23 protein-coding genes are annotated in these 22,413 nt (G+C 63.6%); 19 read left to right on the top strand and 4 right to left on the bottom strand.

Features of this window, described 5'->3' with window-relative positions; translation table 11 throughout:
• Nucleotides 1–19: 19 nt before the first annotated feature.
• Nucleotides 20–1,303 (top strand): phosphopyruvate hydratase, encoded by a 1,284-nt coding sequence (gene eno, locus BLT65_RS01345; protein WP_042307094.1) that lies wholly within the window; start codon nucleotides 20–22, stop codon nucleotides 1,301–1,303.
• 157 nt (nucleotides 1,304–1,460) lie between these two features.
• On the top strand, nucleotides 1,461–1,889 hold the full coding sequence (gene ftsB / locus BLT65_RS01340; RefSeq protein ID WP_042307096.1) for a cell division protein FtsB: 429 nt from the start codon (nucleotides 1,461–1,463) through the stop codon (nucleotides 1,887–1,889).
• 127 nt (nucleotides 1,890–2,016) lie between these two features.
• Here the strand turns inward: ftsB and BLT65_RS01335 are convergent, their stop codons facing one another.
• From BLT65_RS01335 to BLT65_RS01325, 3 genes are all read right to left on the bottom strand, one after another.
• The gene (locus BLT65_RS01335; RefSeq protein WP_091774872.1) at nucleotides 2,017–2,394 is read right to left on the bottom strand and encodes a hypothetical protein; all 378 of its coding nucleotides are present in this window, start codon (nucleotides 2,392–2,394) and stop codon (nucleotides 2,017–2,019) included.
• A gap of 125 nt (nucleotides 2,395–2,519) precedes the next feature.
• On the bottom strand, nucleotides 2,520–3,470 hold the full coding sequence (gene hslO, locus BLT65_RS01330; RefSeq protein ID WP_091774193.1) for an Hsp33 family molecular chaperone HslO: 951 nt from the start codon (nucleotides 3,468–3,470) through the stop codon (nucleotides 2,520–2,522).
• Nucleotides 3,471–3,532: 62 nt separating this feature from the next.
• Complete coding sequence (locus BLT65_RS01325; RefSeq protein ID WP_007580393.1) at nucleotides 3,533–4,057, bottom strand: gamma carbonic anhydrase family protein; 525 nt, start codon at nucleotides 4,055–4,057, stop codon at nucleotides 3,533–3,535.
• 229 nt (nucleotides 4,058–4,286) lie between these two features.
• Between BLT65_RS01325 and BLT65_RS01320 the strand changes: the two genes are divergently transcribed.
• The 10 genes from BLT65_RS01320 (at nucleotide 4,287) to BLT65_RS01275 (ending at nucleotide 13,300) form a co-directional block, all read left to right on the top strand.
• Nucleotides 4,287–5,141 carry a ferritin-like domain-containing protein gene (locus tag BLT65_RS01320; RefSeq protein WP_091774190.1) on the top strand — a complete coding sequence of 285 codons (855 nt, stop codon included), beginning with the start codon at nucleotides 4,287–4,289 and terminating at the stop codon, nucleotides 5,139–5,141.
• A gap of 80 nt (nucleotides 5,142–5,221) precedes the next feature.
• Nucleotides 5,222–6,118, top strand: coding sequence for an alpha/beta fold hydrolase (locus tag BLT65_RS01315; protein ID WP_091774869.1), 897 nt, complete (start codon nucleotides 5,222–5,224; stop codon nucleotides 6,116–6,118).
• Nucleotides 6,119–6,205: 87 nt separating this feature from the next.
• A complete protein-coding gene (locus BLT65_RS01310; protein WP_042307105.1) occupies nucleotides 6,206–7,036 on the top strand; it encodes a 3',5'-nucleoside bisphosphate phosphatase in 831 nt (276 codons plus the stop codon).
• An 86-nt stretch (nucleotides 7,037–7,122) separates the two neighbouring features.
• On the top strand, nucleotides 7,123–7,758 hold the full coding sequence (locus BLT65_RS01305; RefSeq protein WP_007580400.1) for an L-threonylcarbamoyladenylate synthase: 636 nt from the start codon (nucleotides 7,123–7,125) through the stop codon (nucleotides 7,756–7,758).
• 58 nt (nucleotides 7,759–7,816) lie between these two features.
• A complete protein-coding gene (locus BLT65_RS01300) occupies nucleotides 7,817–8,479 on the top strand; it encodes a site-2 protease family protein (protein WP_042307108.1) in 663 nt (220 codons plus the stop codon).
• A 9-nt stretch (nucleotides 8,480–8,488) separates the two neighbouring features.
• Nucleotides 8,489–9,691 carry a tryptophan--tRNA ligase gene (locus BLT65_RS01295; protein ID WP_091774188.1) on the top strand — a complete coding sequence of 401 codons (1,203 nt, stop codon included), beginning with the start codon at nucleotides 8,489–8,491 and terminating at the stop codon, nucleotides 9,689–9,691.
• On the top strand, nucleotides 9,691–10,308 hold the full coding sequence (locus BLT65_RS01290) for a class I SAM-dependent methyltransferase (protein WP_091774186.1): 618 nt from the start codon (nucleotides 9,691–9,693) through the stop codon (nucleotides 10,306–10,308). The genes BLT65_RS01295 and BLT65_RS01290 overlap by 1 nt, the downstream gene beginning before the upstream one ends.
• 42 nt (nucleotides 10,309–10,350) lie before the next feature.
• A complete protein-coding gene (dapA, locus tag BLT65_RS01285) occupies nucleotides 10,351–11,259 on the top strand; it encodes a 4-hydroxy-tetrahydrodipicolinate synthase (protein WP_007580404.1) in 909 nt (302 codons plus the stop codon).
• Between the two features lie 104 nt (nucleotides 11,260–11,363).
• The gene (gene bamC, locus BLT65_RS01280) at nucleotides 11,364–12,518 is read left to right on the top strand and encodes an outer membrane protein assembly factor BamC (RefSeq protein ID WP_091774184.1); all 1,155 of its coding nucleotides are present in this window, start codon (nucleotides 11,364–11,366) and stop codon (nucleotides 12,516–12,518) included.
• A gap of 8 nt (nucleotides 12,519–12,526) precedes the next feature.
• Nucleotides 12,527–13,300 (top strand): MBL fold metallo-hydrolase, encoded by a 774-nt coding sequence (locus BLT65_RS01275; RefSeq protein ID WP_007580406.1) that lies wholly within the window; start codon nucleotides 12,527–12,529, stop codon nucleotides 13,298–13,300.
• Between the two features lie 91 nt (nucleotides 13,301–13,391).
• Here BLT65_RS01275 and BLT65_RS01270 read toward each other — a convergent pair whose 3' ends face one another.
• Nucleotides 13,392–14,090 (bottom strand): Bax inhibitor-1/YccA family protein, encoded by a 699-nt coding sequence (locus BLT65_RS01270; RefSeq protein WP_007580408.1) that lies wholly within the window; start codon nucleotides 14,088–14,090, stop codon nucleotides 13,392–13,394.
• A gap of 313 nt (nucleotides 14,091–14,403) precedes the next feature.
• On the opposite strand from BLT65_RS01270, the gene ndk reads away from it, so the two are divergent.
• The 7 genes from ndk (at nucleotide 14,404) to bamB (ending at nucleotide 22,099) form a co-directional block, all read left to right on the top strand.
• Nucleotides 14,404–14,829, top strand: a complete 426-nt coding sequence (ndk, locus tag BLT65_RS01265) for a nucleoside-diphosphate kinase (RefSeq protein ID WP_007580409.1) — start codon at nucleotides 14,404–14,406, stop codon at nucleotides 14,827–14,829.
• Nucleotides 14,830–14,937: 108 nt separating this feature from the next.
• Nucleotides 14,938–16,086 carry a dual-specificity RNA methyltransferase RlmN gene (gene rlmN, locus BLT65_RS01260; RefSeq protein ID WP_042307117.1) on the top strand — a complete coding sequence of 383 codons (1,149 nt, stop codon included), beginning with the start codon at nucleotides 14,938–14,940 and terminating at the stop codon, nucleotides 16,084–16,086.
• A gap of 209 nt (nucleotides 16,087–16,295) precedes the next feature.
• Entirely contained in the window at nucleotides 16,296–17,381 is a 1,086-nt protein-coding gene (locus tag BLT65_RS01255; protein WP_091774182.1) for a helix-turn-helix domain-containing protein, read from the top strand.
• A 124-nt stretch (nucleotides 17,382–17,505) separates the two neighbouring features.
• Nucleotides 17,506–18,807 carry a flavodoxin-dependent (E)-4-hydroxy-3-methylbut-2-enyl-diphosphate synthase gene (ispG, locus tag BLT65_RS01250; RefSeq protein ID WP_091774180.1) on the top strand — a complete coding sequence of 434 codons (1,302 nt, stop codon included), beginning with the start codon at nucleotides 17,506–17,508 and terminating at the stop codon, nucleotides 18,805–18,807.
• Between the two features lie 31 nt (nucleotides 18,808–18,838).
• A complete protein-coding gene (gene hisS, locus BLT65_RS01245) occupies nucleotides 18,839–20,182 on the top strand; it encodes a histidine--tRNA ligase (protein WP_091774178.1) in 1,344 nt (447 codons plus the stop codon).
• 76 nt (nucleotides 20,183–20,258) lie between these two features.
• Nucleotides 20,259–20,885, top strand: coding sequence for a YfgM family protein (locus tag BLT65_RS01240; protein ID WP_042307123.1), 627 nt, complete (start codon nucleotides 20,259–20,261; stop codon nucleotides 20,883–20,885).
• A gap of 68 nt (nucleotides 20,886–20,953) precedes the next feature.
• The gene (bamB, locus tag BLT65_RS01235) at nucleotides 20,954–22,099 is read left to right on the top strand and encodes an outer membrane protein assembly factor BamB (protein WP_042307125.1); all 1,146 of its coding nucleotides are present in this window, start codon (nucleotides 20,954–20,956) and stop codon (nucleotides 22,097–22,099) included.
• Nucleotides 22,100–22,413: the final 314 nt, after the last annotated feature.

The raw sequence follows: 22,413 nt of genomic DNA, 5'->3' as shown, positions 1-22,413 counted from the left end.
CGTCATTTCAGAGGAAACCATGAGTGCTATCGTAGATATCATCGGTCGCGAGATTCTCGATTCGCGAGGCAACCCCACCGTCGAATGCGACGTGCTGCTCGAATCGGGCACGATGGGCCGCGCGGCTGTGCCGTCGGGCGCATCGACGGGTTCGCGCGAAGCGATCGAACTGCGCGACGGCGAAACCGGCCGTTACAGCGGCAAGGGTGTGCTGAAGGCTGTCGAGCACATCAACACCGAAATCTCCGAAGCGATCATGGGCCTCGACGCTTCCGAGCAGGCCTTCCTCGACAAGACGCTGCTGGAACTGGACGGCACCGACAACAAGTCGCGTCTCGGCGCGAACGCGATGCTGGCTGTCTCGATGGCCGTCGCGAAGGCTGCTGCTGAAGAAGCCGGCCTGCCGCTGTACCGCTACTTCGGCGGCTCGGGCGCGATGCAACTGCCCGTGCCGATGATGAACATCGTCAACGGCGGCGCGCACGCGAACAACAGCCTGGACATCCAGGAATTCATGATCGTCCCCGTCAGCCAGCCGACCTTCCGCGAAGCGCTGCGCTGCGGCGCCGAAGTGTTCCACGCGCTGAAGAAGATCCTGTCGGACCGCGGCATGAGCACGGCCGTGGGCGACGAAGGCGGCTTTGCGCCGAACTTCGGCAGCAACGACGAATGCCTGTCGACCATCCTGCAAGCCATCGAAAAGGCTGGCTACCGCGCCGGTGAAGACGTGCTGCTCGCGCTCGACTGCGCAGCCAGCGAGTTCTACCACGACGGCAAGTACCAGCTGGCGGGCGAAGGCCTGCAACTGTCGTCGTCGGAATTCGCCGATTACCTCGGCGCGCTCGCGGACAAGTTCCCGATCGTGTCGATCGAAGACGGCATGCACGAAAGCGACTGGGAAGGCTGGAAGATCCTCACCGACAAGCTCGGCAAGAAGATCCAGCTGGTCGGCGACGACCTGTTCGTGACGAACACGCGCATCCTGAAGGAAGGCATCGAGAAGGGCATCGCGAATTCGATCCTGATCAAGATCAACCAGATCGGCACGCTGACGGAAACCTTCGCAGCGATCGAAATGGCCAAGCGCGCGGGCTACACGGCTGTGATCTCGCACCGCTCGGGCGAAACGGAAGACTCGACGATCGCCGACATCGCCGTCGGTCTCAACGCGGGTCAGATCAAGACGGGCTCGCTGTCGCGCTCGGACCGTATCTCGAAGTACAACCAACTGCTGCGTATCGAGGAAGATCTCGGCGATATCGCCAGCTACCCGGGCAAGTCGGCGTTCTACAACCTGCGTTGAACGCCGTCGAATGAGCCGGATTGACGCGAGTAAGTGACGCTTGATGTCAACAAACCCGTCTCAATAACCGTTAAACCGGTTATGCTTCGCTACTGATTCACCCTACCGCCCTGCGTAAAGCGCAGGGCGGCGCACATTCAACCCTGCAATTCACTTCATGCGGCTCGTCACCGTCGTTCTGCTCGTCCTGCTGGTGCTGATCCAATACCCTCTGTGGTGGGGCCATGGCGGCTGGCTGCGCGTTCACGAACTGCAGCAGGAACTGGCACAGCAGCTGAAAAAGAACGCGGACGCGAAGGAGCGCAACGAGCGCATCCAGGGGGAAGTGCAGGATCTGCAGAACGGCACGGCCGCTGTCGAAGAACGCGCCCGCTACGAAATGGGCATGGTCAAGGACAGCGAAGTGTTCGTCCAGTTCGTGTCACCGAATGCGCCGTCACCGGCGGCGAACGCGCCGCAGTCGAATACGTCGACGCGCGGGCAGATCACGGGCGCGCCGCTGCGCGTGGTGCCGAATCCGGAATCGCGCGCGAAGCCGGATCGTAAGCACGCGAAAAAGGATCCGAAGGAGAAGAAGCCGGGTTGATGCTGGTGCGGTGTGAAGCCGGTGCAGCAGGCTCATGAAAAAAGGCGCGGTTCGCAATGAACCGCGCCTTTTTGTTTGGCGGGACGAAACGCGGGCGGCCGTTCCGAAAGTCAGACCGACGCGCCGCTCACCAGCCCCAACCCGGCGCATAGCCGTAGCCGATGCCCGTGCCCCAGCCGTGTCCCCATCCGCCGCTGTAGTAGCTGCCGTACACGGAGACGGGCGGCGCGGCATAGCGTGAATATGCCTGCGCGGCGGCGTCGGCGGCCATGGCCTGGTTCTGCTCGGCCATCACCTGCTTGTCGATTGCGTCGTAGCGGGCGCGTTCTTCCGGTGTGAGCGGTTGCGCCGTCGCGGCGATGCCCGACTGGTCCGCAGGCAGGCGGCTATAGATCGGCGACGGGCCGGGCGGGTCGAGCATGCAGCCCGACAGCGCAATCGCGCCCGCAACGAGCGCAAGCGCCGTTATCCGATGTACGGGTTGGAACAGCGAAGGGGCATTCATGTCGACCTCCATCGGTCGGATACCTAAGCAAATCGATGGCCGGAAATCAAGCGGCCGCCAGTATCCGATGATACCGCGCCGTCGCCCGCCCGCAGCGGGGGCGAAGCGACGCGGACGTTCTAGCTTTAGTGCCGCTGCTCGGCAGCGGGCGCCACTCCCTGTGAGAGCCCGCTCGCGACAAAAAGTTGCGCCACGTCGACAGGGTCGAATTCATAGCGCTGGTTGCAATATTCGCAGTGAATCTCGACGTGGCCGCGCTCTTCGATCACGCTGTCCACTTCCTCGCGGCCCAGCATTTTCAGCATGTTGCCCACGCGCGCGCGCGAGCACGTGCATTCGAAACGGGTTCGCGTCGGCTCGAAATGCTGGACGTTCTCCTGCCAGAACAGACGCCGGAACAGCGTGTTCGGGTCTTCCGCCAGCATTTCGTCCTGCGACAGCGTGCTGCCGAGCGTACACAGCCGATCCCACGTGTCGGCGTCGATTTCGCCCGGATGCGGGACGATGCCGCCGTCGCCGGGCAGCTTCTGCAGCAGCATGCCAACGGCGCGCTCGTTGTTTGCGGCAAGCCACATGCGCGTGTCGAGCTGCTCCGAATGATGCATGTAGTGCTCGAGCACTTGCGCCATCGACGTGAGCGGTCCGTTTTCGTCCGACAGCGGCACGATGCCCTGATAGGGCTGCTGGCCGGGAACCTTGTTCTTCGGATCGAGCGTGATCACGCAACGGCCATGGCCGCCCGGATTGACGAGATCGACGAGCGTCAGGTCTTCGGCGATCGTGTGCGCGGCATCGCCGGAGAACTTGGCCGTCGCGCGCATCGACAGGTCGGAATTGCACTGCACGACGAGCATCTTCACGGGGCCGTCGCCGAAGATCTGCATGATCAGCGTGCCATCGAACTTCAGATTCGCCGACAGCAGCGCGCACGCGGCCATCATCTCGCCGAGCACATTCCGCACGGGCGCCGGATAGCTTCTGCGCGTCAGGACTTCCTGCCACGTGTTGCTCAGCGAAACGATCTCGCCGCGAACGGGCGCCGCGCTGAACATGAATTTCTGCAACTGGTCACTCACAACTTTTCCTCGGTCGAACCGCGCGGTGGGAAGGCCGCGCGTGGCGCGTCGTGCGGTCGGCCCTAGCCGATGCGCACGAGTTGCGCCTTGAAATAATCCCTGCGCTCTACGTAGATGTCCGCAGCGCGCTTCAGGCCTTTGATATCTGCTTCAGTCAGTTCCCGGACAACCTTTGCGGGTGATCCGAGAATCAGGGAATTGTCAGGAAAAACCTTGCCCTCGGTTACGACGGCGCCTGCGCCAACCAGACAATTGCGGCCGATTACCGCTCCATTCAAGACCACGGCCTGAATGCCGATCAGCGCGCCTTCCTTGACCGTGCAGCCGTGCAGCATCGCCTGATGGCCGACCGTCACGCCCGCTTCGAGCGTCAGCGGGAAGCCCGGATCGGCGTGCAGGACGGCGCCTTCCTGTATGTTAGTGCCCTTGCCGACGGTGATTGGCTCGTTGTCGCCGCGAATCGACGCGCCGAACCAGATGCTCGCGTTTTCTTCGACGGTCACCTTGCCGATGATGGTCGCCGTGTCCGCGACGAACACGCTTTCGTGGATGGTCGGGGCGGCGTCGCCAAGCTTGTAGATTGCCACAGTGTCTCCTCTGGTCTCATGCAAGACGGTTGCTGTCGTCGGGATGGCAGCCGTGCCGCCGCCGGGCTGGCGACGAGGCGCTTTTCGCGAAATGGCGGCATCCCGCGCGGCATGGTCGAATCGCGTATTGTAAACGGTTGTGCCATTGGCCCGTGCGAAGCATGCGCGCGGGCAACGCCGTGTCAGAATCGCTCGTTTTTGTCCTTTTTTTGCTGGTTCCCGTTTCGCGATGCATGCTCCCGAGTCGATCCGTCCCCATCCGATGATTTGCGCCCGTTCCGAAGCGCTCGCCGTGCTGGCAGAGCGTGTTCCCGCTTCCAAAGCCGCCGCGGCGCAGGCGCTTTACGCGCGCGTGCAGGCAGGGGAGGCGTTCATATCGCCGGAACGCGCGCTGGACGAGTCGACGGATCTGCCGGGTCGCCCAGCGCAGCCCGAACTGGTCGAGCCGCGCAAACTCGGGCGACGCAGCATGCAGTCGCCAGAAGGGCGCGCGGTATTGCTGCACGCGCTCGCCCACATCGAGTTCAACGCAATCAACCTCGCGCTCGACGCCGTATGGCGTTTCGGCGGCATGCCCGAAGGGTTTTACGTCGACTGGCTGAAGGTGGCGTCGGAAGAGGCGCATCACTTTTCGCTGCTGTCGGCGCGTTTGGCCGAATTCGGCCATGCGTACGGCGACTTTCCGGCGCACGACGGTTTGTGGGACATGTGCGAGCGCACGCGCGGCGACGTGCTCGCGCGCATGGCGCTGGTGCCGCGCACGCTGGAGGCGCGCGGGCTCGACGCCTCGCCGCCGATCCGCGCGCGCCTGCAGCAGGCGGGCGATTACGCGTCGGCGGCGATTCTGGACGTGATCCTGCGCGACGAAATCGGACATGTGCTGATCGGCAACCGCTGGTTCCGGCATCTGTGCGACGAGGCGGGCATCGACGCGCATCAAACCTACTTGCGTCTTTCTGACGAGTATCACGCGCCGAAACTGCGCGGTCCGTTCAATTTCGAAGCCCGCCGCGACGCCGGTTTCGAGGAAGAGGAACTCGCCGCGCTGGCGGGTCTCGACGCCCAGCAGTGCCCGGCCGACTGAGCCCGTTTCAGGCTCGGACCAAGCGGCGGCGCTGCGATCTCGATATAATCGAACGATCATTCGTTTTCTGCGACCGCGCCATGAACCGTCCGCTCAAACCTTCCGTATCCGAATTCGTGGCCGTACGCGGCGTGCGCCTGCATGTGCGTCGCTGGGGCAATCCTGATGCACCGATGCTCTTCATGCTGCACGGCTGGATGGACGTCGCCGCGTCGTTCCAGTTCGTCGTCGACGCGCTCGCGGGCGACTGGCAGGTGATCGCGCCCGATGCGCGCGGCTTCGGTCTGTCCGACTGGCCCGTTGCGCATCAGAATGGCGGTCATTACTGGTTCCACGAATATCTGGCCGACCTCGACGCGCTGCTGGACCACTACGCGCCAACGGGCGAAGTGAACCTCGTCGGGCACAGCATGGGCGCGAACGTCGTGTGCCTGTATGCCGGCGCAAGGCCCGAGCGCGTGCGCCGCGTGGTCGATCTGGAGGGATTCGGGCTCCCGCCGTCGAAGCCCGCGCAACTGCCGCGCCGGATCGCGTCGTGGCTCGACGAACTGCGCGAGCCGCCCACCCTGCGCCGCTACGCAACGCTCGACGACGTCGCCGCGCGTCTCATCAAGACCAACGCACGCCTGGACCCGCAGCGCGCGCGCTTTCTCGCGCAGCACTGGTCGAAGCCGGACGGCGAGGGCGGCTACATGCTGCTCGCCGATCCCGCGCACAAGATTCGCGGGCCGCTGCTGTACCGTCTCGATGAAGTAATGGCCGTCTGGGCGAACGTGCGCGCCCCGGTGCTTCACGTGGAAGCCGCTGCATCGCCGACCCTTGCGATGCTGGCGGGCAACATTCCGCTCGACGAATTCAAGGCGCGTTTCCAGGCGTTTCCCGACTGGCGCGAAGCCATCATCGACGACGCGGGCCACATGGTTCACCACGATCAGCCGGAGCAGATCGCGGCGCTGATCGAAGCGTTTTGCGCGTAGTGCGCGTTCTACATTTGTCTCGACGAATCCTCTGCGTGTGCTTACTGCGTTGCAGTAAAATGGTCGGATCACGCTATCCATAAAACGATGAACGCCGATCTGCATTGCCATTCCACCGTTTCCGACGGCGCTTTCGCGCCCGCCGATGTCGCGCGCCGCGCGCATGCCGGCGGCGTGACGCTGTGGGCGCTCACCGATCACGACGAAATCAGCGGTCAGGTCGAAGCGCGCGAAGCGGCCGAAGCACTCGGCATGCAGTATTTGAGCGGCGTCGAAATTTCGGTGACATGGGCGTCGCGCACCATTCACGTGGTCGGCCTGCATGTCGATCCTGCCTGCAAGGATCTTGTCGAAGGGCTCGAGCGCACGCGCAATGGCCGCGCCGCGCGGGCGGAAGCGATCGGCGAGCAGTTGGCCACGCTCGGCATTCCCGACGCGTACGCAGGCGCACTGAAGTTCGTGTCGAATCCCGACATGATTTCGCGCACGCACTTCGCGCGCTTCATGGTCGAGAGCGGCTACGCGGAAAACACGCAGGACGTGTTCAACCGCTTTCTCGGCGATGGCAAGCCGGGCTACGTGGCGCATCGCTGGTCGAAGCTCGCCGACGCCGTCAAATGGATTCGGGTGTCGGGCGGCGAAGCGGTGATCGCGCATCCGGGCCGCTATGCGTACACGCAGACCGAGTTCGACGCGCTGTTCGCGGAATTCATCGATCTCGGCGGCAAGGCAATCGAAGTCGTGACGGGCAGCCACACGCCCGATCAGTATCGCGAGTATGCGGACGTCGCGCGCCGCTTCGGCTTTGAAGCATCGCGCGGTTCCGACTTTCATGCGGCGGGCGAAGGCCGCGTCGATCTCGGTAGTTTGCCGCCGCTGCCGTCCGATCTGAAGCCAGTCTGGGAACGTTGGCTGTAAGCTCTGGTTTCGCGCGTTGCGCGGGCATGCCCGCTGCATGAGCCCTTGCTTGCTGTCTGCCGATTCCCGACCTTCTGACCGACATCATGTCCCAATATTTTCGGCTTCACCCGGACAATCCGCAGCCGCGGCTGATCAAGCAGGCGGCGCAGATTATCGAAGGCGGCGGCGTAGTCGCGCTGCCGACGGATTCCAGCTACGCGCTCGCGTGCCAGCTCGACAACAAGGATGCTGTCGACCGCGTGCGGCGCATTCGCGGGCTGGACGACCGGCAATTGCTGTCGCTGCTCGTGCGCGATCTGTCCGAGCTGGCCAACTTCGCGCTCGTCGACAACCGCCAATACCGTCTGATCAAATCAGTGACGCCGGGTCCCTATGTGTTCGTGCTGCAGGCGACCAAGGAAGTGCCGCGGCGCCTGTCGCATCCATCGCGCAAGACGATCGGCCTGCGGGTGCCCGACCACGCGATCACGCTCGCCATCCTCGAAGAGCTCGGTGAGCCGCTGCTCGGCTCGACGCTGATCTTACCGGGCGAGACGCAGCCGCTGAACGATCCGGAAGAAATCCGCGAGAAATTGGAAAAGCAACTGGATCTGGTGATCGATGGTGGTGCGTGTCCGTGCGAGCCGTCGACGGTGATCGACCTGACGGGCGAAGAGCCCGTGCTGGTGCGGCCAGGGCGCGGCTCGCTCGCGCCGTTCGGTCTTGAAGAGACGGCATAAAAGTCACATGACCGAAAGCCGACAGAGCCGCAAGGCGCCGTTGTTACAATAGAGCGATATGGATTCCTCCCTGATACAGACCATCGTCGTCTACGCATTGCCCGTGATCTTCGCGATCACGCTGCACGAGGCGGCGCACGGCTACGTCGCGCGCATGCTCGGCGACAACACTGCGTACGTGCTCGGCCGCGTGTCGTTCAATCCGATGCGGCACATCGACCCGATCGGCACGATCGTGATCCCGCTCGTGCTGTACTTCGCCACGAGCGGCGCATTCATGTTCGGCTACGCCAAACCCGTGCCCGTCGCGTTCGGCAACCTGCGCAATCCGCGCTGGGGCTCGATGTGGGTCGCGCTCGCCGGGCCGCTGTGCAATTTCGCGCAGGCGCTCGTCTGGGGCATATTTGGTGTCGCGCTCGCAGCAATGAATGTCGACGAGCCGTTCTTTACGCGCATGGCGGGTGCCGGCGTCGGCGTGAACCTGGTGCTCGGCGTGCTGAACCTCTTTCCATTGCCGCCGCTCGACGGTGGCCGCGTGCTGACGGCGCTGTTGCCCGTGCGCCCGGCGATGGCGCTCGCGCGGATTGAGCCGTACGGTTTCTTCATCGTGATGGCGCTCGTCATGACGGGCACGTTGACGCGTTTCTGGCTGCGTCCGCTCGTGAATATCGGCTATGAGGCCGTGACGGTTATCCTGACACCTCTCGTTTCGCTTCTATAAATCAAAACCATGTACCCCGACCGTATCTTCTCCGGCATGCGGCCTACCGGCTCGCTGCACCTCGGCCACTATCACGGCGTGCTGAAAAACTGGGTGCGTCTGCAATCCGAGTACCCGTGTTTCTTCTGCGTGGTCGACTGGCATGCGCTGACGACGCACTATGAAACGCCGGAAGTCATCGAGAAGAACGTCTGGGATGTGCTGATCGACTGGCTCGCTTCGGGCATCGATCCGGCGCAGGCGACGCTGTTCATCCAGAGCCGCGTGCCCGAGCACGCCGAACTCGCGCTGCTGCTCGGCATGAGCACGCCGCTGAGCTGGCTCGAACGCGTGCCGACCTACAAGGAACAGATCGAGAAGCTGCGCGACAAGGATCTCGGCACGTACGGCTTCCTCGGCTATCCCGTGCTGATGGCCGCTGACATCCTGCTGTACCGGGCGTCGCTCGTGCCCGTCGGCGAGGACCAGGTGCCGCACGTCGAAATGGCGCGCGAAATGGCGCGGCGCTTCAACCACATGTACGGGCGCGAACCCGGCTTCGAAGAAAAGGCGAACGAAGCCGCGAAGAAGCTCGGCGGCAAGCGCTCGAAGCTTTATCACGAACTGCGCGTCGCGTATCAGCAGGAAGGCCACGAAGAAGCGCTCGAAAAGGCGCGCGCGATGCTGTCGGAGTCGCAAAGCCTGTCGATGAGCGATCGCGAGCGCCTGTTCGGCTACCTCGAAGGCTCGCGCAAGATCATCCTGCCGGAGCCGCAGGTGCTGCTGACGGAAGCGTCGCGGATGCCCGGTCTCGACGGCCAGAAGATGTCGAAGTCGTACGGCAACACGATCGGCCTGCGCGAAGACGCCGAGACGATCACCAAGAAAGTCCGCACCATGCCGACCGACCCGGCGCGCGTGCGCCGCACCGATCCGGGCGATCCGGACAAGTGCCCGGTGTGGCAGTTGCATCAGGTCTACACCGACAGCGATACGCACGAGTGGGTGCAGAAGGGCTGCCGCACGGCGGGCATCGGGTGCCTGGAATGCAAGCAGCCGGTGATCGAAGGCATTCTGCGCGAGCAGCAGCCGATGCTCGAGCGCGCGCAGAAGTACATGGACGATCCGTCGCTGCTGCGCGCGATCGTCGCCGACGGCTGCGACAAGGCGCGCCGTTTTGCGTCGGAGACGATGCGCGACGTGCGCGAAGCGATGGGCCTGTCGTACACCTGATGACGGACGGCCAGAACCCGGGCGCGTCGGGCGCAAGCCATGCGGCGATCGGCGATCCGTCGCGCTGGGTGAAGCGCTGGGTACACCTGGTCGAAGCGGGCGGCGCGGTGCTCGACGTGGCATCGGGAGCGGGGCGGCACGCGCGGTTTTTCGCGTCGCGCGGCCATCCCGTTACGGCAATCGACCGCGATGCCGCCGCTCTGGAGTCGATGAGCGACATGGACGGCATCACGACCCTCGCCGCCGATATCGAAAACGGTCCGTGGCCGCTGCCGGCGGATGCGCAATTCGCAGCCGTCGTCGTCACGAACTATCTGCACCGTCCGCTCTTTCCCCAATTGCTGGGCGCGCTGGCGCCTGGCGGCGTGCTGATCTACGAAACCTTCGCGCAAGGCAACGAAACGGTCGGCAAGCCGTCGAACCCCGCTTTTCTGCTCGCGCCCGGCGAGCTGCTCGACACGGTGCGTGGACTGTTACGTGTCGTTGCATTTCAAGATGGATTCCTCGCGGAGCCGCGTCCCGCCTACGTGCAGCGCATTTGCGCGGTGCGCGAGCCGGATGGGTCGGTCGAAACGAAAGATACGGGTGTTCCCCCGCGTTACGATCTGACCGGTTAATCCGCTACAATCGCAGTTTATTGAACAAATTCATGGCGTTTCATGGCTAACGGCACTCAGCAAGACGGCGTCGCGATTCGCGGCAGCATTCCCGCCATCATCACTCCGATGCTCGAAGACGGCAGTCTCGATCTCCCCGCCTTCCGCAAACTGGTCGACTGGCACATCGAAGAGGGCACGAACGGTCTGGTCGTGGTCGGCACGAGCGGCGAGTCGGCGACGCTGTCGGTCGAGGAGCACGTGCTGATGGTCCGGACAGCCGTCGAGCAGGCAGCCGGCCGCATCCCCGTGATCGCAGGCGCGGGCGCCAATTCGACGACGGAAGCCATCGAGCTGACCGAGCAGGCGAAGAAAGTGGGTGCCGATGCCACGCTTCAGGTCGTGCCGTACTACAACAAGCCGACGCAGGAAGGCATCTACCGCCACTTCTCGAAAATCGCCGAAACGGTCGATCTTCCCGTGATCCTGTACAACGTGCCGGGCCGCACGGTCGCGGATATGTCGAACGAGACCATTCTGCGTCTCGCGAACGTGCCGGGGATCATCGGCGTGAAGGAAGCGACGGGCAACATCGACCGCGCTGCGCATCTGATCAAGTCGGCGCCGGCGCACTTCGGCATCTACAGCGGCGACGATCCGACTGCGATTGCACTCATGCTGCTGGGCGGCCATGGCAATATCTCGGTGACGGCGAACATCGCGCCGCGCCTGATGAGCGACCTGTGCAAGGCCGCGCTCGCAGCCGACGCGAAGACGGCGCGTGAAATCCATCTGAAACTTCTCTCGCTGCACAAGAACCTCTTCATCGAATCGAATCCGATTCCCGCCAAGTGGGCGTTGCAGCAACTGGGCCGCGTCAAGGGCGGCATCCGTCTGCCTCTTACGCCGCTCGACGCGCGTTACCACGACGTGGTTCGCGCCGCGCTGCGCGAGGCTGGGCTGCTCGGCTGAGCGTCTGACATTTCAGGCGCCTCCCGGCATTTTTTCAACTGACGTCGATATCGCCCACGGTCCGCACCGATCCAGGCAGCGCGTTTAGCTTCACGAAGGACCCCATGAAACGTTCCGCACTTTCCCTCCACGCAACGCGCCTGGCGGCGCTTACGCTTGCGGCTGGCTCGATCGCGTCGCTTTCTGGCTGCGAGTCGCTGAACGACATGCTCGCGTCGGACCGAGTGAACTACAAGGCAACCGCAAGTGCGCCGCCGCTCGCCGTGCCGAGCGATTTGTCGGCTGCACAGATCGACCAGCGCTACGTGGCGCCTCCTGCAGGCGCGGCGCTTGGCGGTGCAACGGAGCGCGCCAAGACAGCAGCGGGCAACCTGACGGAAGGGGTGCCGACCGCGCAAGACCCGCTGGGCATGCATATCGAGCGTGACGGCGACCGCCGCTGGCTGGTCGTGGACGGCCGTTCGCCGGACCAGCTGTGGCCCCAGTTGCAGGAGTTCTGGACTGAGAACGGTTTCTCGCTGAAGACGGATGCACCGACCACGGGCATCATGTCGACCGACTGGGCGGAAAACCGCGCCAACATTCCGGACGACTGGTTCCGTCGCACGATCGGCAAGGTGGTCGATTTCGCTTACTCGTCGGGCACGCGCGACAGCTTCCGCACACTGGTTTCGCGCGATTCGAGCGGCACAGGCGCAACCGATATCTCGATCACGCACTCGGCGATGGAAGAAGTGCTGACGGGGCAGGACAAGACGTCGTCGCGCTGGGTCGAACGTCCGCGCGATCCCGCGCTGGAAGCTGAGTTCCTCGCCAAGCTGATGCAGAAGTTCGGCCTCACCGACGCGCAATCGAAGCAACTGCTGACGGACGCGCGTCCGGCGACGGCGCAGGCGCAACTCGACAAGAGCGCGGGCGGCGCGACGCTCGACCTGCCTGAGTCGTTCGATCGCGCGTGGCTGCGCGTCGGCCTTGCGCTCGACCGCACGAACTTCACCGTCGACAACCGCGATCGCGAAAAGGGCATCTACTACGTGCGCTACGCGGATTCGATGCAGGAACTCAAGCGCGACGGCCTGTTCGGCAAGCTGTTCTACAGCGACAAGAGCGCGAAAAAAGACAGCCACGAATTCCTCGTCAACGTGCGCTCGAAGGGCGACGCGATGACGCAGGTTGCCGTCGTCGACTCGAATGGCCAGGTGGATACGTCGTCGGACGCGCAGCGCATCGTGTCGCTGCTGCATGCGCAACTGAACTAAGGCGGGTCGTGCGATTCGCCAGTCTGGGAAGCGGCAGTGAAGGCAATGCGTTGCTGGTCGAAGCCCAAAGCGGTGTCACGACTACGCGCATCCTGCTGGACTGCGGCTTCTCGGGCAAAGAAGTCGCCCGGCGGCTGGAACGGCTGGGCGCGGGGGTCGACGAGCTCGACGCCATTCTCATCACACACGAACACAGCGATCACATCGGCAGCGCGCTGACACTGGCACGCAAGCTGTCCATTCCGTTGTACATGAGCTGGGGCACGGCCCGCGCCGTGGGCGCCGACGAAGCCGATGTCGATCTGCATGTGCTGTGGGGCGACGAAGCCGTCGCGATCGGCGATCTGAGCGTGCTGCCGTACACCGTGCCGCACGACGCGCGCGAGCCGCTGCAATACATATTCTCCGATGGCGCATCGCGCTTGGGCGTGCTGACCGACGTCGGCACGTCGACGCCGCATATCAGTGCGGTGCTGAGCGGTTGCGACGCGCTCGTGCTGGAGTGCAATCACGATGTGCAGATGCTGGCGGGGTCGCGCTATCCGCCGTCGCTGAAGGCACGGATCGGCGGCAATCATGGGCATCTGAACAACGACGCGGCGGCGGATATTCTTGCGTCGCTCGATCGCTCGAAGCTGCGGCATCTGGTGGCGGCGCATCTGAGTCAGCAGAACAATCTGCCTGAGCTGGCCCAGGCGGCTATGGCTGGCGTGCTAGGCGCGGCGGCAACAGAAGTGGTGGTGGCGACGCAAAGCGACGGGTTCGGCTGGTTGAGCCTTTGAGCGTCGCCGCGCGCATGGCGCCTTGAAATGAAAAACGCCCGTGACGATTGCTCGTCACGGGCGTTTCTTTTTAGCTAACGATCAGCGTGGATCAGTTACGGTTGCCGCCGAAGATGCCGAGGAGCGCCAGCAGGTTCACGAACACGTTGTACAGGTCGAGATAGATCGCAAGCGTCGCCGTGATGTAGTTCGTCTCGCCGCCGTTCACGACGCGCTGCACGTCGAACAGCATGTAGGCCGAGAAGATCACGATTGCGAGCACCGACACTGTCAGCATCAGCGCAGGCAGTTGCAGAAACACATTCGCAACCATCGCCAGCAGCAGCACGATCACGCCGACGAACAGCCATTTGCCGAGGCCCGAGAAGTCACGCTTGCTGACTGTGGCGATCGTCGCCATCGCGGCGAAGATCACACCAGTGCCACCGAAGGCGAGCATGATCAGCTGCGGCCCGTTCGAAAAGCCCAGGATGAAGCTCAACAGGCGCGACAGCATCAGGCCCATGAAGAACGTGAAGCCGAGCAGCACGAACACACCGACGGAGCTGTCCTTCGTCTTCTGAATCGCGAACATGAAACCGAACGCGATGGCGAAGAACGCGAGCATGCTCATCGCCGGGCTGGTGGCGGCGAACAGCGAGAAGCCGGTGGCGACGCCCACCCACGCGCCGAGGACGGTCGGCACCATCGACAGCGCGAGCAGCCAGTAGGTGTTGCGCAGTACCCGGTTGCGGGTCTCGGCCGTGGTGACGCTGCCGCCCCGGCCAAAGGTATTGGGATAATCGTTCATGGTTTCTCCTTGCGTCAGACGCAGTGTTGCGACGTGGCTTGCAACGGTTTTTGTACGGCGCCGGCTGGCGGTTGCCACCTGGCACTCGAACCCACAACCCTAAGATTAGCGGCGTAGCGGGGAGTTTCAATGCGGCGCACGACACCGTGCGATTACATTGTGTTACCCGATTCTTAGCGCTGACTTAAACGGTTTGGGCAGCTTCAATTTCGACCTTACAGTATCGTAAGGGTTCAATCGCAATCATACACTGGAACATGCTACAATAGCGGATTCATTTAAATCTGTAACCTCTTAATTTTCTGGAGTTTTTATGGCGATCGAACGCACCCTGTCGATTATCAAGCCGGACGCAGTGGCCAAGAACGTGATCGGCCAGATCTACAGCCGCTTCGAAAACGCTGGCCTGAAGATCGTGGCATCGCGCATGGTTCATCTGTCGCGCGCTGACGCGGAGAAGTTCTACGCTGTGCATGCAGAGCGTCCGTTCTTCAAGGATCTGGTTGAATTCATGATCTCCGGCCCGGTGCAGGTTCAAGTTCTGGAAGGCGAAGGCGCCATCCTGAAGAATCGCGACCTGATGGGTGCAACGGATCCGAAGAAGGCCGACAAGGGCACGATCCGTGCTGACTTCGCCGATAGCATCGACGCAAACGCAGTCCATGGCTCGGACGCAGTGGAAACGGCACGCGGCGAAATCGCGTTCTTCTTCCCGGAAGTCAACGTCTACTCGCGCTAAGCGCTTCGTAAGACAGCAGTAATAGCAGCAGGAGCGGGCGCGAGCGGCATACGCGTTCATGCAGCTTGTTGCATGAACGCAGTCTCGCACTGAATGGCAGGATTCGATATGACGAGCAGTCCCACCGTCAACCTTCTCGATCTCGACGCCGCTGGCCTCGTCGCGTATTGCGACAGCCTCGGCGAGAAGCCGTTTCGCGCCAAGCAATTGCAGCGCTGGCTACACCAGTACAACGCTGCCGACTTCGACGGGATGACCGATCTCGCGAAGTCCTTGCGCGAAAAGCTGAAAGGGCGTGCGTCCATCACGATGCCGCCCATCGTCAGCGACCATATTTCCACCGACGGCACACGCAAGTGGCTCGTCGACGTCGGCAACGGCAACGCCGTTGAAACCGTCTTCATCCCTGAAGAAACACGTGGCACGCTGTGCGTGTCGTCGCAGGCGGGGTGCGCCGTCAACTGTCGTTTCTGTTCGACGGGCAAGCAAGGTTTCTCACGCAATCTCAGCACGGGCGAAATCATCGGCCAGCTTCGCATGGCCGAATTTGCGCTGCGTGCATCGCTCGGCGCGGCCGGTGGGCGCGCGACGGGCGGTGAGGGTAAGGGCGAGCGCGTCGTCACGAACGTCGTGATGATGGGCATGGGCGAGCCGCTGCTCAATTACGACGCCGTTGTGCCCGCCATGCGCCTGATGCTCGACGACAACGCCTACGGCCTGTCGCGCCGGCGCGTCACGCTGTCCACTTCGGGCGTCGTGCCGATGATGGACCGGCTCGGCGCCGATCTACCCGTGGCGCTCGCCGTTTCGCTGCACGCGCCGAACGACGCGCTGCGCGACGTGCTGGTGCCGCTCAACAAGAAGTATCCGCTGCGCGAGCTGATGGCCGCATGCCAGCGGTATCTGAAAGTCGCGCCGCGTGACTTCATCACATTCGAATACTGCATGCTCGACGGCGTGAACGACAGCGAGGCGCACGCACGCGAGTTGCTGGCCGTCACGCGCGACGTGCCGTGCAAATTCAACCTGATTCCGTTCAATCCGTTCCCGGAATCGGGGCTGTTTCGCTCGAAAAACGAGCAGATCAAGCGTTTCGCGCAAGTGTTGATCGACGCAGGGGTCGTCACGACAGTTCGCAAGACGCGCGGCGACGATATCGACGCTGCCTGCGGTCAGCTGGCGGGCGCGGTCAAGGACCGCACGCGCCTGGCCGAGCGCACCGGCAAGTCGAAGGTCATCGAAGTCCGCGCCGTGTAAGGTCCGCGACAGGCGAAAAGGGGCGGCATGCCCGCAAGCTGCCTCTTCGGGTGCGCCGTGTCGGGTGAAGTGAAAAGAAAGTTTGCAAAAGCGATCGGAAGCGGCACGCACAGCCGCACATTTTGTTATAAACGGTCTGCGAAACCGGGCAAGGCGAAATGCCGCCCCTTCGCATGAGTGATAAAAGAATCGACGCGAAAGGATTTGGGATGAGTGAGCCGCAGCACCCGCAACCGCACGACATGGATACGCATTCGGATCGACCGCTGCCGGCGGCCGTGCCGGCAGCCGTGCCGACCGGGTTCGACTCGCTGGGCGCCGTCGGCGCGCGGCTCGCGCAGTTGCGCGAGTCAAAAGGCTGGTCGGTCGAGGACGTGTCCGCGCGCCTGAAGGTTTCGCCGGGCAAGCTGCGCGGGCTCGAAGCAGGCGATCTCACCCAGTTGCCGGACACCACGTTCGCGCTGGGCGTCTTGCGCAGCTACGCGAAAATGGTGGGTGCCGATCCCGCCCCGATGACGCAGGCGCTGCGCCGCGAAAAGGGCGTGCCGGAACCTGCGCTGACCATGCCGGCGTCGGCGGGCACCGATCTGCCGCGCGGGAAAGTATCGCTGTCGCTTGGCGGCGGTGCGCCGCGCCGCCGTTCGTGGATGTGGGGCGTCGCGCTCGCGGTGGTGGTGCTGATCGCGCTCGCCATGTGGCATACCAACAATGGTGACTCGACTGCGTGGCTTGCGCGTCTGAAGGGTATCGCCGGCAGTGCGACGTCGACGGAAACGGCGTCGTCGAGTGCAGCGCAGGCTGCAAGCGGTTCGGCCGTGACGGGCGAAATCAGCGCGTCGGATTCGGCGGCGCAAACGGATACGCAAGCGGCTGCTGAAGGCGCGTCGGCGACGCCGATGCCCACGCCGCTTCCGATGGCAGGCGTGGCGCCGGCATCGACGGTCGCATCGGCATCGACGCCGGCTGCTCCGGCGCCGAAGGCCGCGAGCGCGGCGCCGGCCGTCGCGGCGGCTGCGTCGGCGAGCGAGTCGCCGGTCGCGCCGGAAGGTTCGTCGACGGTCGCGCTGTCGGTCAAGCAGGACAGCTGGTTCAGCGTGCGCCAGAAGGACGGCAAGGAAGTATTCTCCGGACTCGTGCATGCGGGTGAAAACAAGGAAGTCAGCGGGATGCCGCCGCTCAAGGTGACGGTCGGCAACAAGGCGGGTCTGGACTCGATCACGCTGGACGGCCAGCCGGTCGACCCGGCCAAATATGCGTCGGCGAAGGGCAATGTGGCACGCTTCGCGCTGCCCTGACACCAGTTCAATCGTGTGCGTCGCGGCTTCGAGGCCGCGGCGCTTTTTCAATTCACGCGCCGTATTTCTCAACGGGGCCGGACACATTCCGGGCCGTGGGCAGGCGGCGTAAGCGGGTTTATCGATGCACTCCGATCAAGTGAAATCCAGCAGTCAGATTGTTTCGACCGTGCCGGTGTTCGGCGGTCATGCGCCGCGTCGCCGCTCACATGCGGTCGACGTCCGTTGGGGCGGCCAGCTCGTGACGATCGGCGGCGACGCGCCCGTGCGCGTGCAGTCGATGACGAACACCGATACGGCAGACGCGATCGGCACGGCAATCCAGATCAAGGAACTCGCGCAGGCTGGCTCGGAACTCGTCCGTATCACGGTCAACACGCCGGAAGCAGCGGCCGCCGTGCCTGCGGTTCGCGAGCAACTCGACCGCATGGGCGTCACAGTGCCGCTGGTCGGCGATTTCCACTACAACGGCCATCTGCTGCTGCGCGACTATCCGGGCTGCGCGGAGTCGCTGTCGAAGTACCGGATCAATCCCGGCAACGTCGGCCAGGGTGCGAAGCGCGACACGCAGTTCGCGCAGATGATCGAAGCGGCTGCGAAGTACGACAAGCCGGTGCGCATCGGCGTGAATTGGGGCAGCCTCGATCAGGACCTGCTCGCACGGATGATGGACGAAAACGCCACGCGCGCCGAACCGTGGGAAGCGCAAAGCGTGATGTACGAAGCGCTGATCCAGTCGGCGATCGGCTCGGCGGAACGTGCTGTCGAACTCGGCCTTGGGCGCGACAAGATCATCCTGTCGTGCAAGGTAAGCGGCGTGCAGGATCTGATCGCTGTCTACCAGGAACTCGCGCGCCGTTGCGACTTCGCGCTGCACCTCGGCCTGACGGAAGCGGGCATGGGATCGAAGGGCATCGTCGCTTCGACGGCTGCGCTCTCCGTGCTGCTGCAGCAGGGTATCGGCGACACGATCCGTATCTCGCTGACGCCGGAACCGGGCGCATCGCGCACGGGCGAAGTGATCGTCGGCCAGGAAATCCTGCAGACGATGGGCCTGCGCTCGTTCACGCCGATGGTCATCGCATGTCCCGGCTGTGGCCGCACGACGAGCACGCTGTTCCAGGAACTCGCATCGCAAATTCAGACGTATCTGCGCACGCAAATGCCGATGTGGCGCGACACGTACCCCGGCGTCGAGAAGATGCACGTCGCCGTGATGGGTTGCATCGTCAATGGTCCGGGCGAGTCCAAGCACGCGAACATCGGTATCAGCCTGCCTGGCTCGGGAGAAAATCCGGCCGCGCCCGTGTTTATCGACGGCGTGAAGGTCAAGACGCTGCGCGGCGAACACATCGCGCAGGAATTCCAGCAGATCGTGAGCGATTACGTCGAGCGCACCTATGGTCGCGCCGAAGCGACGAACTGATTCGCTCCACATCCAATCGTCAAGTAGACAGATGACTGAACAGAAGAAGCAGAAGCTCGAAAAGCTGTCCGGCGTGAAGGGCATGAACGACATCCTTCCGCAGGACGCCGGCTTGTGGGAGTTTTTCGAATCGACGGTCAAGTCGATGCTGCGTTCGTACGGATACCAGAATATCCGCACGCCGATCGTCGAGCACACGCAGCTCTTCACGCGCGGTATCGGCGAAGTGACCGACATCGTCGAGAAAGAGATGTACAGCTTCACCGACGCGCTGAACGGCGAAAACCTGACGATGCGTCCGGAGAACACGGCTGCCGTGGTGCGCGCATCGATCGAACACAACATGCTGTACGACGGCCCGAAGCGCCTGTGGTACATCGGCCCGATGTTCCGTCACGAGCGTCCGCAGCGTGGCCGTTACCGCCAGTTCCATCAGGTGGGTGTCGAGGCGCTCGGCTTCGCCGGCCCTGACACGGACGCCGAAATCATCCTGATGTGCCAGCGTCTGTGGGACGACCTCGGGCTGACGGGCATCAAGCTCGAAATCAACTCGCTGGGTCTCGCGGAAGAGCGTGCAAAGCACCGCGTCGAACTGATCGCGTATCTCGAGAAACACCTCGACGTGCTCGACGAAGACGCGAAGCGCCGTCTGCACACGAATCCGCTGCGCGTGCTGGATACGAAGAACCCGGCCATGCAGGAAGTCGCGCAGAACGCGCCGAAGCTGATCGATTTCCTCGGCGAGGAATCGCGCGCGCACTTCGAAGGGCTGCAGCGCATCCTGAAGGCGAACAACATTCCGTTCACGATCAATCCGCGTCTCGTCCGCGGTCTGGATTATTACAATCTGACCGTGTTCGAATGGGTTACCGACAAGCTCGGCGCGCAAGGTACGGTCGCGGCAGGCGGCCGCTACGATCCGCTGATCGAGCAGCTCGGCGGCAAGCCGACGGCGGCATGCGGCTGGGCGATGGGTATCGAACGCATTCTCGAGCTGCTGAAGGAAGAGAAGCTCGTGCCCGAAGCAGAAGGCTGCGATGTGTACGTCGCGCACCAGGGCGATGCGGCACGCGAGCAAGCGTTCATTGTTGCCGAGCGTCTGCGTGACACGGGCCTCGACGTGATTCTGCATTGCAGTCCTGACGGTCAGGCATCGAGCTTCAAGTCGCAGATGAAGCGCGCGGACGCAAGCGGCGCGGCATTCGCCGTGATCCTCGGCGAAGACGAGATCGCGAACGGCACGGCTGGCGTGAAGGCACTGCGCGACACCTCGCAAAGCGATGGAAAGAGCGAGCAACAAACGGTGCCGCTCGAAGACTTGACCGAATATCTAATCAATGCGATGGTTGCGTCCACCGAAGACAGCGACGACTGATCGCGGCGTCATTCGACGGGCCGCACCGGTTGCGGCCCCATTCATATAAAGCACCAGGAAAGGAAAACGCGTCGCGATGAGTTACCACGACGAACAAGAGTCGCTTGAAAGCCTGAAGGCATGGTGGGCGCAGTGGGGGAATGGCGTCACGTGGATCGTGCTGGTCGCGCTCGTTGCGGCCGCTGGCTGGAACGGCTGGAACTACTGGCAGCGTCATCAGGCAGCGGAAGCTGCCGTGCTGTACGACCAGGTTCAGCAAGCCACGGCGGGCACGGACAAGGCGGCCATCACGCGCGTCGCGACCGACATGGAAGACAAGTTCAGCGGCACGGCTTACGCGCAGATGACGGCGCTCGCAGCCGCGAAGGCGCTGTATGCGGCAGGCGACGAACCGGGCGCGAAAGCGCAGCTCCAATGGGCCGTCGACCACGCGAAGGACGACGAATTCAAGCAGATTGCGAAGCTGCGTCTCGCGTCGCTGCTGCTCGATGAAAAAGCCTATGACGCCGGTCTCGCGTTGCTGAACGATCCTTCGGACGCGTTCAAGGGCGTCGTCGCGGATCGCCGCGGCGACCTGCTCGCCGCGCAAGGCAAGCGCGACGATGCACGCGCCGCCTACAAGCTCGCGCTCGACTCGCTGCCGAAGAACGATGCCTCGGCCCGTCAACTGATCCAGTTCAAGCTCGACGCGCTGGGCGGCTGAACGTTGCACGCCGCTGCAACGTCCGCCGACAATTTTTGATCAATACAACATACATGCTTCGTTCACCGATGAATCTGCTGAAACGTTACGCTGTGCCCGTTGCCTGTGCGATGACCGTGCTTGCTCTGACGGCCTGCTCATCGTCGAAAGACGAGCGCCGCGTGCCTACGCCGCTCACCGAGTTCAAACCCGTGCTCGACGTGCAGCAGGTGTGGACGTCCAGCGTCGGCAAGGCCGGACGCTATATGTTCTCGCCCGTGACGGTCGGCGACGCCGTGTATGCGGCGGGCGCGAACGGCTCGGTCGCGAAGATCGATGCCAAGACGGGGAAGGATCTGTGGCGCACGAAGGTCGACGGCGACCTGTCGGCCGGCGTCGGCACGGACGGCACGCTGACGGCAGTTGGTGGCCTGAAGGGTGAAGTGTTTGTGCTTGACCAGAGCGGCAAGCTGTCGTGGAAGGGCCTTGCGCCGGGCGAAATCCTGTCGCCGCCGCTGGTCGGCAACGGCCTCGTCGTCGTACGTACGGTGGACGGTCAGATCACCGCGTTCAACGCGCAAACGGGCGAACAGAAGTGGAACTATCGCAACCGCGCGGTGCCGCTGAATCTGCGCGTATCGTCGGGCATGACGTTCGCGGGCGACCAGGCCGTGCTCGCCGGTTTCCCCGGCGGCCAGTTTGCGGCGATCAACCTGCAGACGGGTGACGCATACTGGACGACGCCTGTGTCGTATCCGAAGGGCGTGACGGAAGTCGAGCGTATCAACGACGTGACGGGCCCGCCCACGCTGATCGGCGCCGAAACCTGCGCGGTCACGTTCCAGGGTCAGCTTGGCTGCTTCGACGCCAACTCGGGCCGTGCGCTGTGGGAAAAGGCATTCTCGAGCACGAGCGGTCTCGCTCAGGACGACCGTGTCGTGGTTGCGGGCGACGACTGGGCAATCGTGTCGGCGTTCGACGCCAACACGGGCAAGCAACTGTGGCGCAACGACCAGCTGAAGAGCCGTGACGTCAGCGTGCCGATGCTGCTTGGTCACGCCGCCGTGGTCGGCGACTATCAGGGCTACGTGCATTTCCTGTCGCGCGACGACGGCACGTTTGTCGCCCGCGCGAAGACGGACGGCAGCGCGATCACGGCTGCGCCCGTGCTGGCGGGCGACACGCTGATCGTGCAGACGCACGACGGCGATCTGTACGGTTTCCGTCCGCGTTAAAACGTAGTTGGGCTGCGCGGCGCGTCGTGGACGGCGCGTCGTGCGGTGAATCCAGGCCGGCTTTGCCGGCCGCACTTTTTTTGATGGCGTCCCGATTCTGATCGAGACGAGCGCGGAAGTAGCATGCCGCCCCACATCATCGGGACCGCCAGTCGGGCTGCACGGGCGGTCATCCGGCACGCGTCGCGTCATCACGCGCGATCCAGGTGGCGCCGATCGGGTCGCACGCGCCACTGGGCGGACCCACGCAGGCAGCCAACCTGAAATCCGTTCGCATGCGCAAGCTCCGCGCGTTCGAATTGGGTCAAATTCGT

The organism is Paraburkholderia steynii (genome assembly GCF_900100565.1).
Taxonomy (GTDB): Bacteria; Pseudomonadota; Gammaproteobacteria; order Burkholderiales; family Burkholderiaceae; genus Paraburkholderia; species Paraburkholderia terrae.
Note: the sequence above shows the minus strand (reverse complement) of the source record. Positions and strands in the feature narration are given on the sequence as shown.

Coding starts and splice junctions, on each gene's coding strand:
- eno (WP_042307094.1), top strand. CDS start 20: ATGAGTGCTATCGTAGATATCATCGGTCGCGAGATTCTCGATTCGCGA.
- ftsB (WP_042307096.1), top strand. CDS start 1,461: ATGCGGCTCGTCACCGTCGTTCTGCTCGTCCTGCTGGTGCTGATCCAA.
- BLT65_RS01335 (WP_091774872.1), bottom strand. CDS start 2,394: ATGAATGCCCCTTCGCTGTTCCAACCCGTACATCGGATAACGGCGCTT.
- BLT65_RS01320 (WP_091774190.1), top strand. CDS start 4,287: ATGCATGCTCCCGAGTCGATCCGTCCCCATCCGATGATTTGCGCCCGT.
- BLT65_RS01315 (WP_091774869.1), top strand. CDS start 5,222: ATGAACCGTCCGCTCAAACCTTCCGTATCCGAATTCGTGGCCGTACGC.
- BLT65_RS01310 (WP_042307105.1), top strand. CDS start 6,206: ATGAACGCCGATCTGCATTGCCATTCCACCGTTTCCGACGGCGCTTTC.
- BLT65_RS01305 (WP_007580400.1), top strand. CDS start 7,123: ATGTCCCAATATTTTCGGCTTCACCCGGACAATCCGCAGCCGCGGCTG.
- BLT65_RS01300 (WP_042307108.1), top strand. CDS start 7,817: ATGGATTCCTCCCTGATACAGACCATCGTCGTCTACGCATTGCCCGTG.
- BLT65_RS01295 (WP_091774188.1), top strand. CDS start 8,489: ATGTACCCCGACCGTATCTTCTCCGGCATGCGGCCTACCGGCTCGCTG.
- BLT65_RS01290 (WP_091774186.1), top strand. CDS start 9,691: ATGACGGACGGCCAGAACCCGGGCGCGTCGGGCGCAAGCCATGCGGCG.
- dapA (WP_007580404.1), top strand. CDS start 10,351: ATGGCTAACGGCACTCAGCAAGACGGCGTCGCGATTCGCGGCAGCATT.
- bamC (WP_091774184.1), top strand. CDS start 11,364: ATGAAACGTTCCGCACTTTCCCTCCACGCAACGCGCCTGGCGGCGCTT.
- BLT65_RS01270 (WP_007580408.1), bottom strand. CDS start 14,090: ATGAACGATTATCCCAATACCTTTGGCCGGGGCGGCAGCGTCACCACG.
- ndk (WP_007580409.1), top strand. CDS start 14,404: ATGGCGATCGAACGCACCCTGTCGATTATCAAGCCGGACGCAGTGGCC.
- rlmN (WP_042307117.1), top strand. CDS start 14,938: ATGACGAGCAGTCCCACCGTCAACCTTCTCGATCTCGACGCCGCTGGC.
- BLT65_RS01255 (WP_091774182.1), top strand. CDS start 16,296: ATGAGTGAGCCGCAGCACCCGCAACCGCACGACATGGATACGCATTCG.
- ispG (WP_091774180.1), top strand. CDS start 17,506: ATGCACTCCGATCAAGTGAAATCCAGCAGTCAGATTGTTTCGACCGTG.
- hisS (WP_091774178.1), top strand. CDS start 18,839: ATGACTGAACAGAAGAAGCAGAAGCTCGAAAAGCTGTCCGGCGTGAAG.
- BLT65_RS01240 (WP_042307123.1), top strand. CDS start 20,259: ATGAGTTACCACGACGAACAAGAGTCGCTTGAAAGCCTGAAGGCATGG.
- bamB (WP_042307125.1), top strand. CDS start 20,954: ATGAATCTGCTGAAACGTTACGCTGTGCCCGTTGCCTGTGCGATGACC.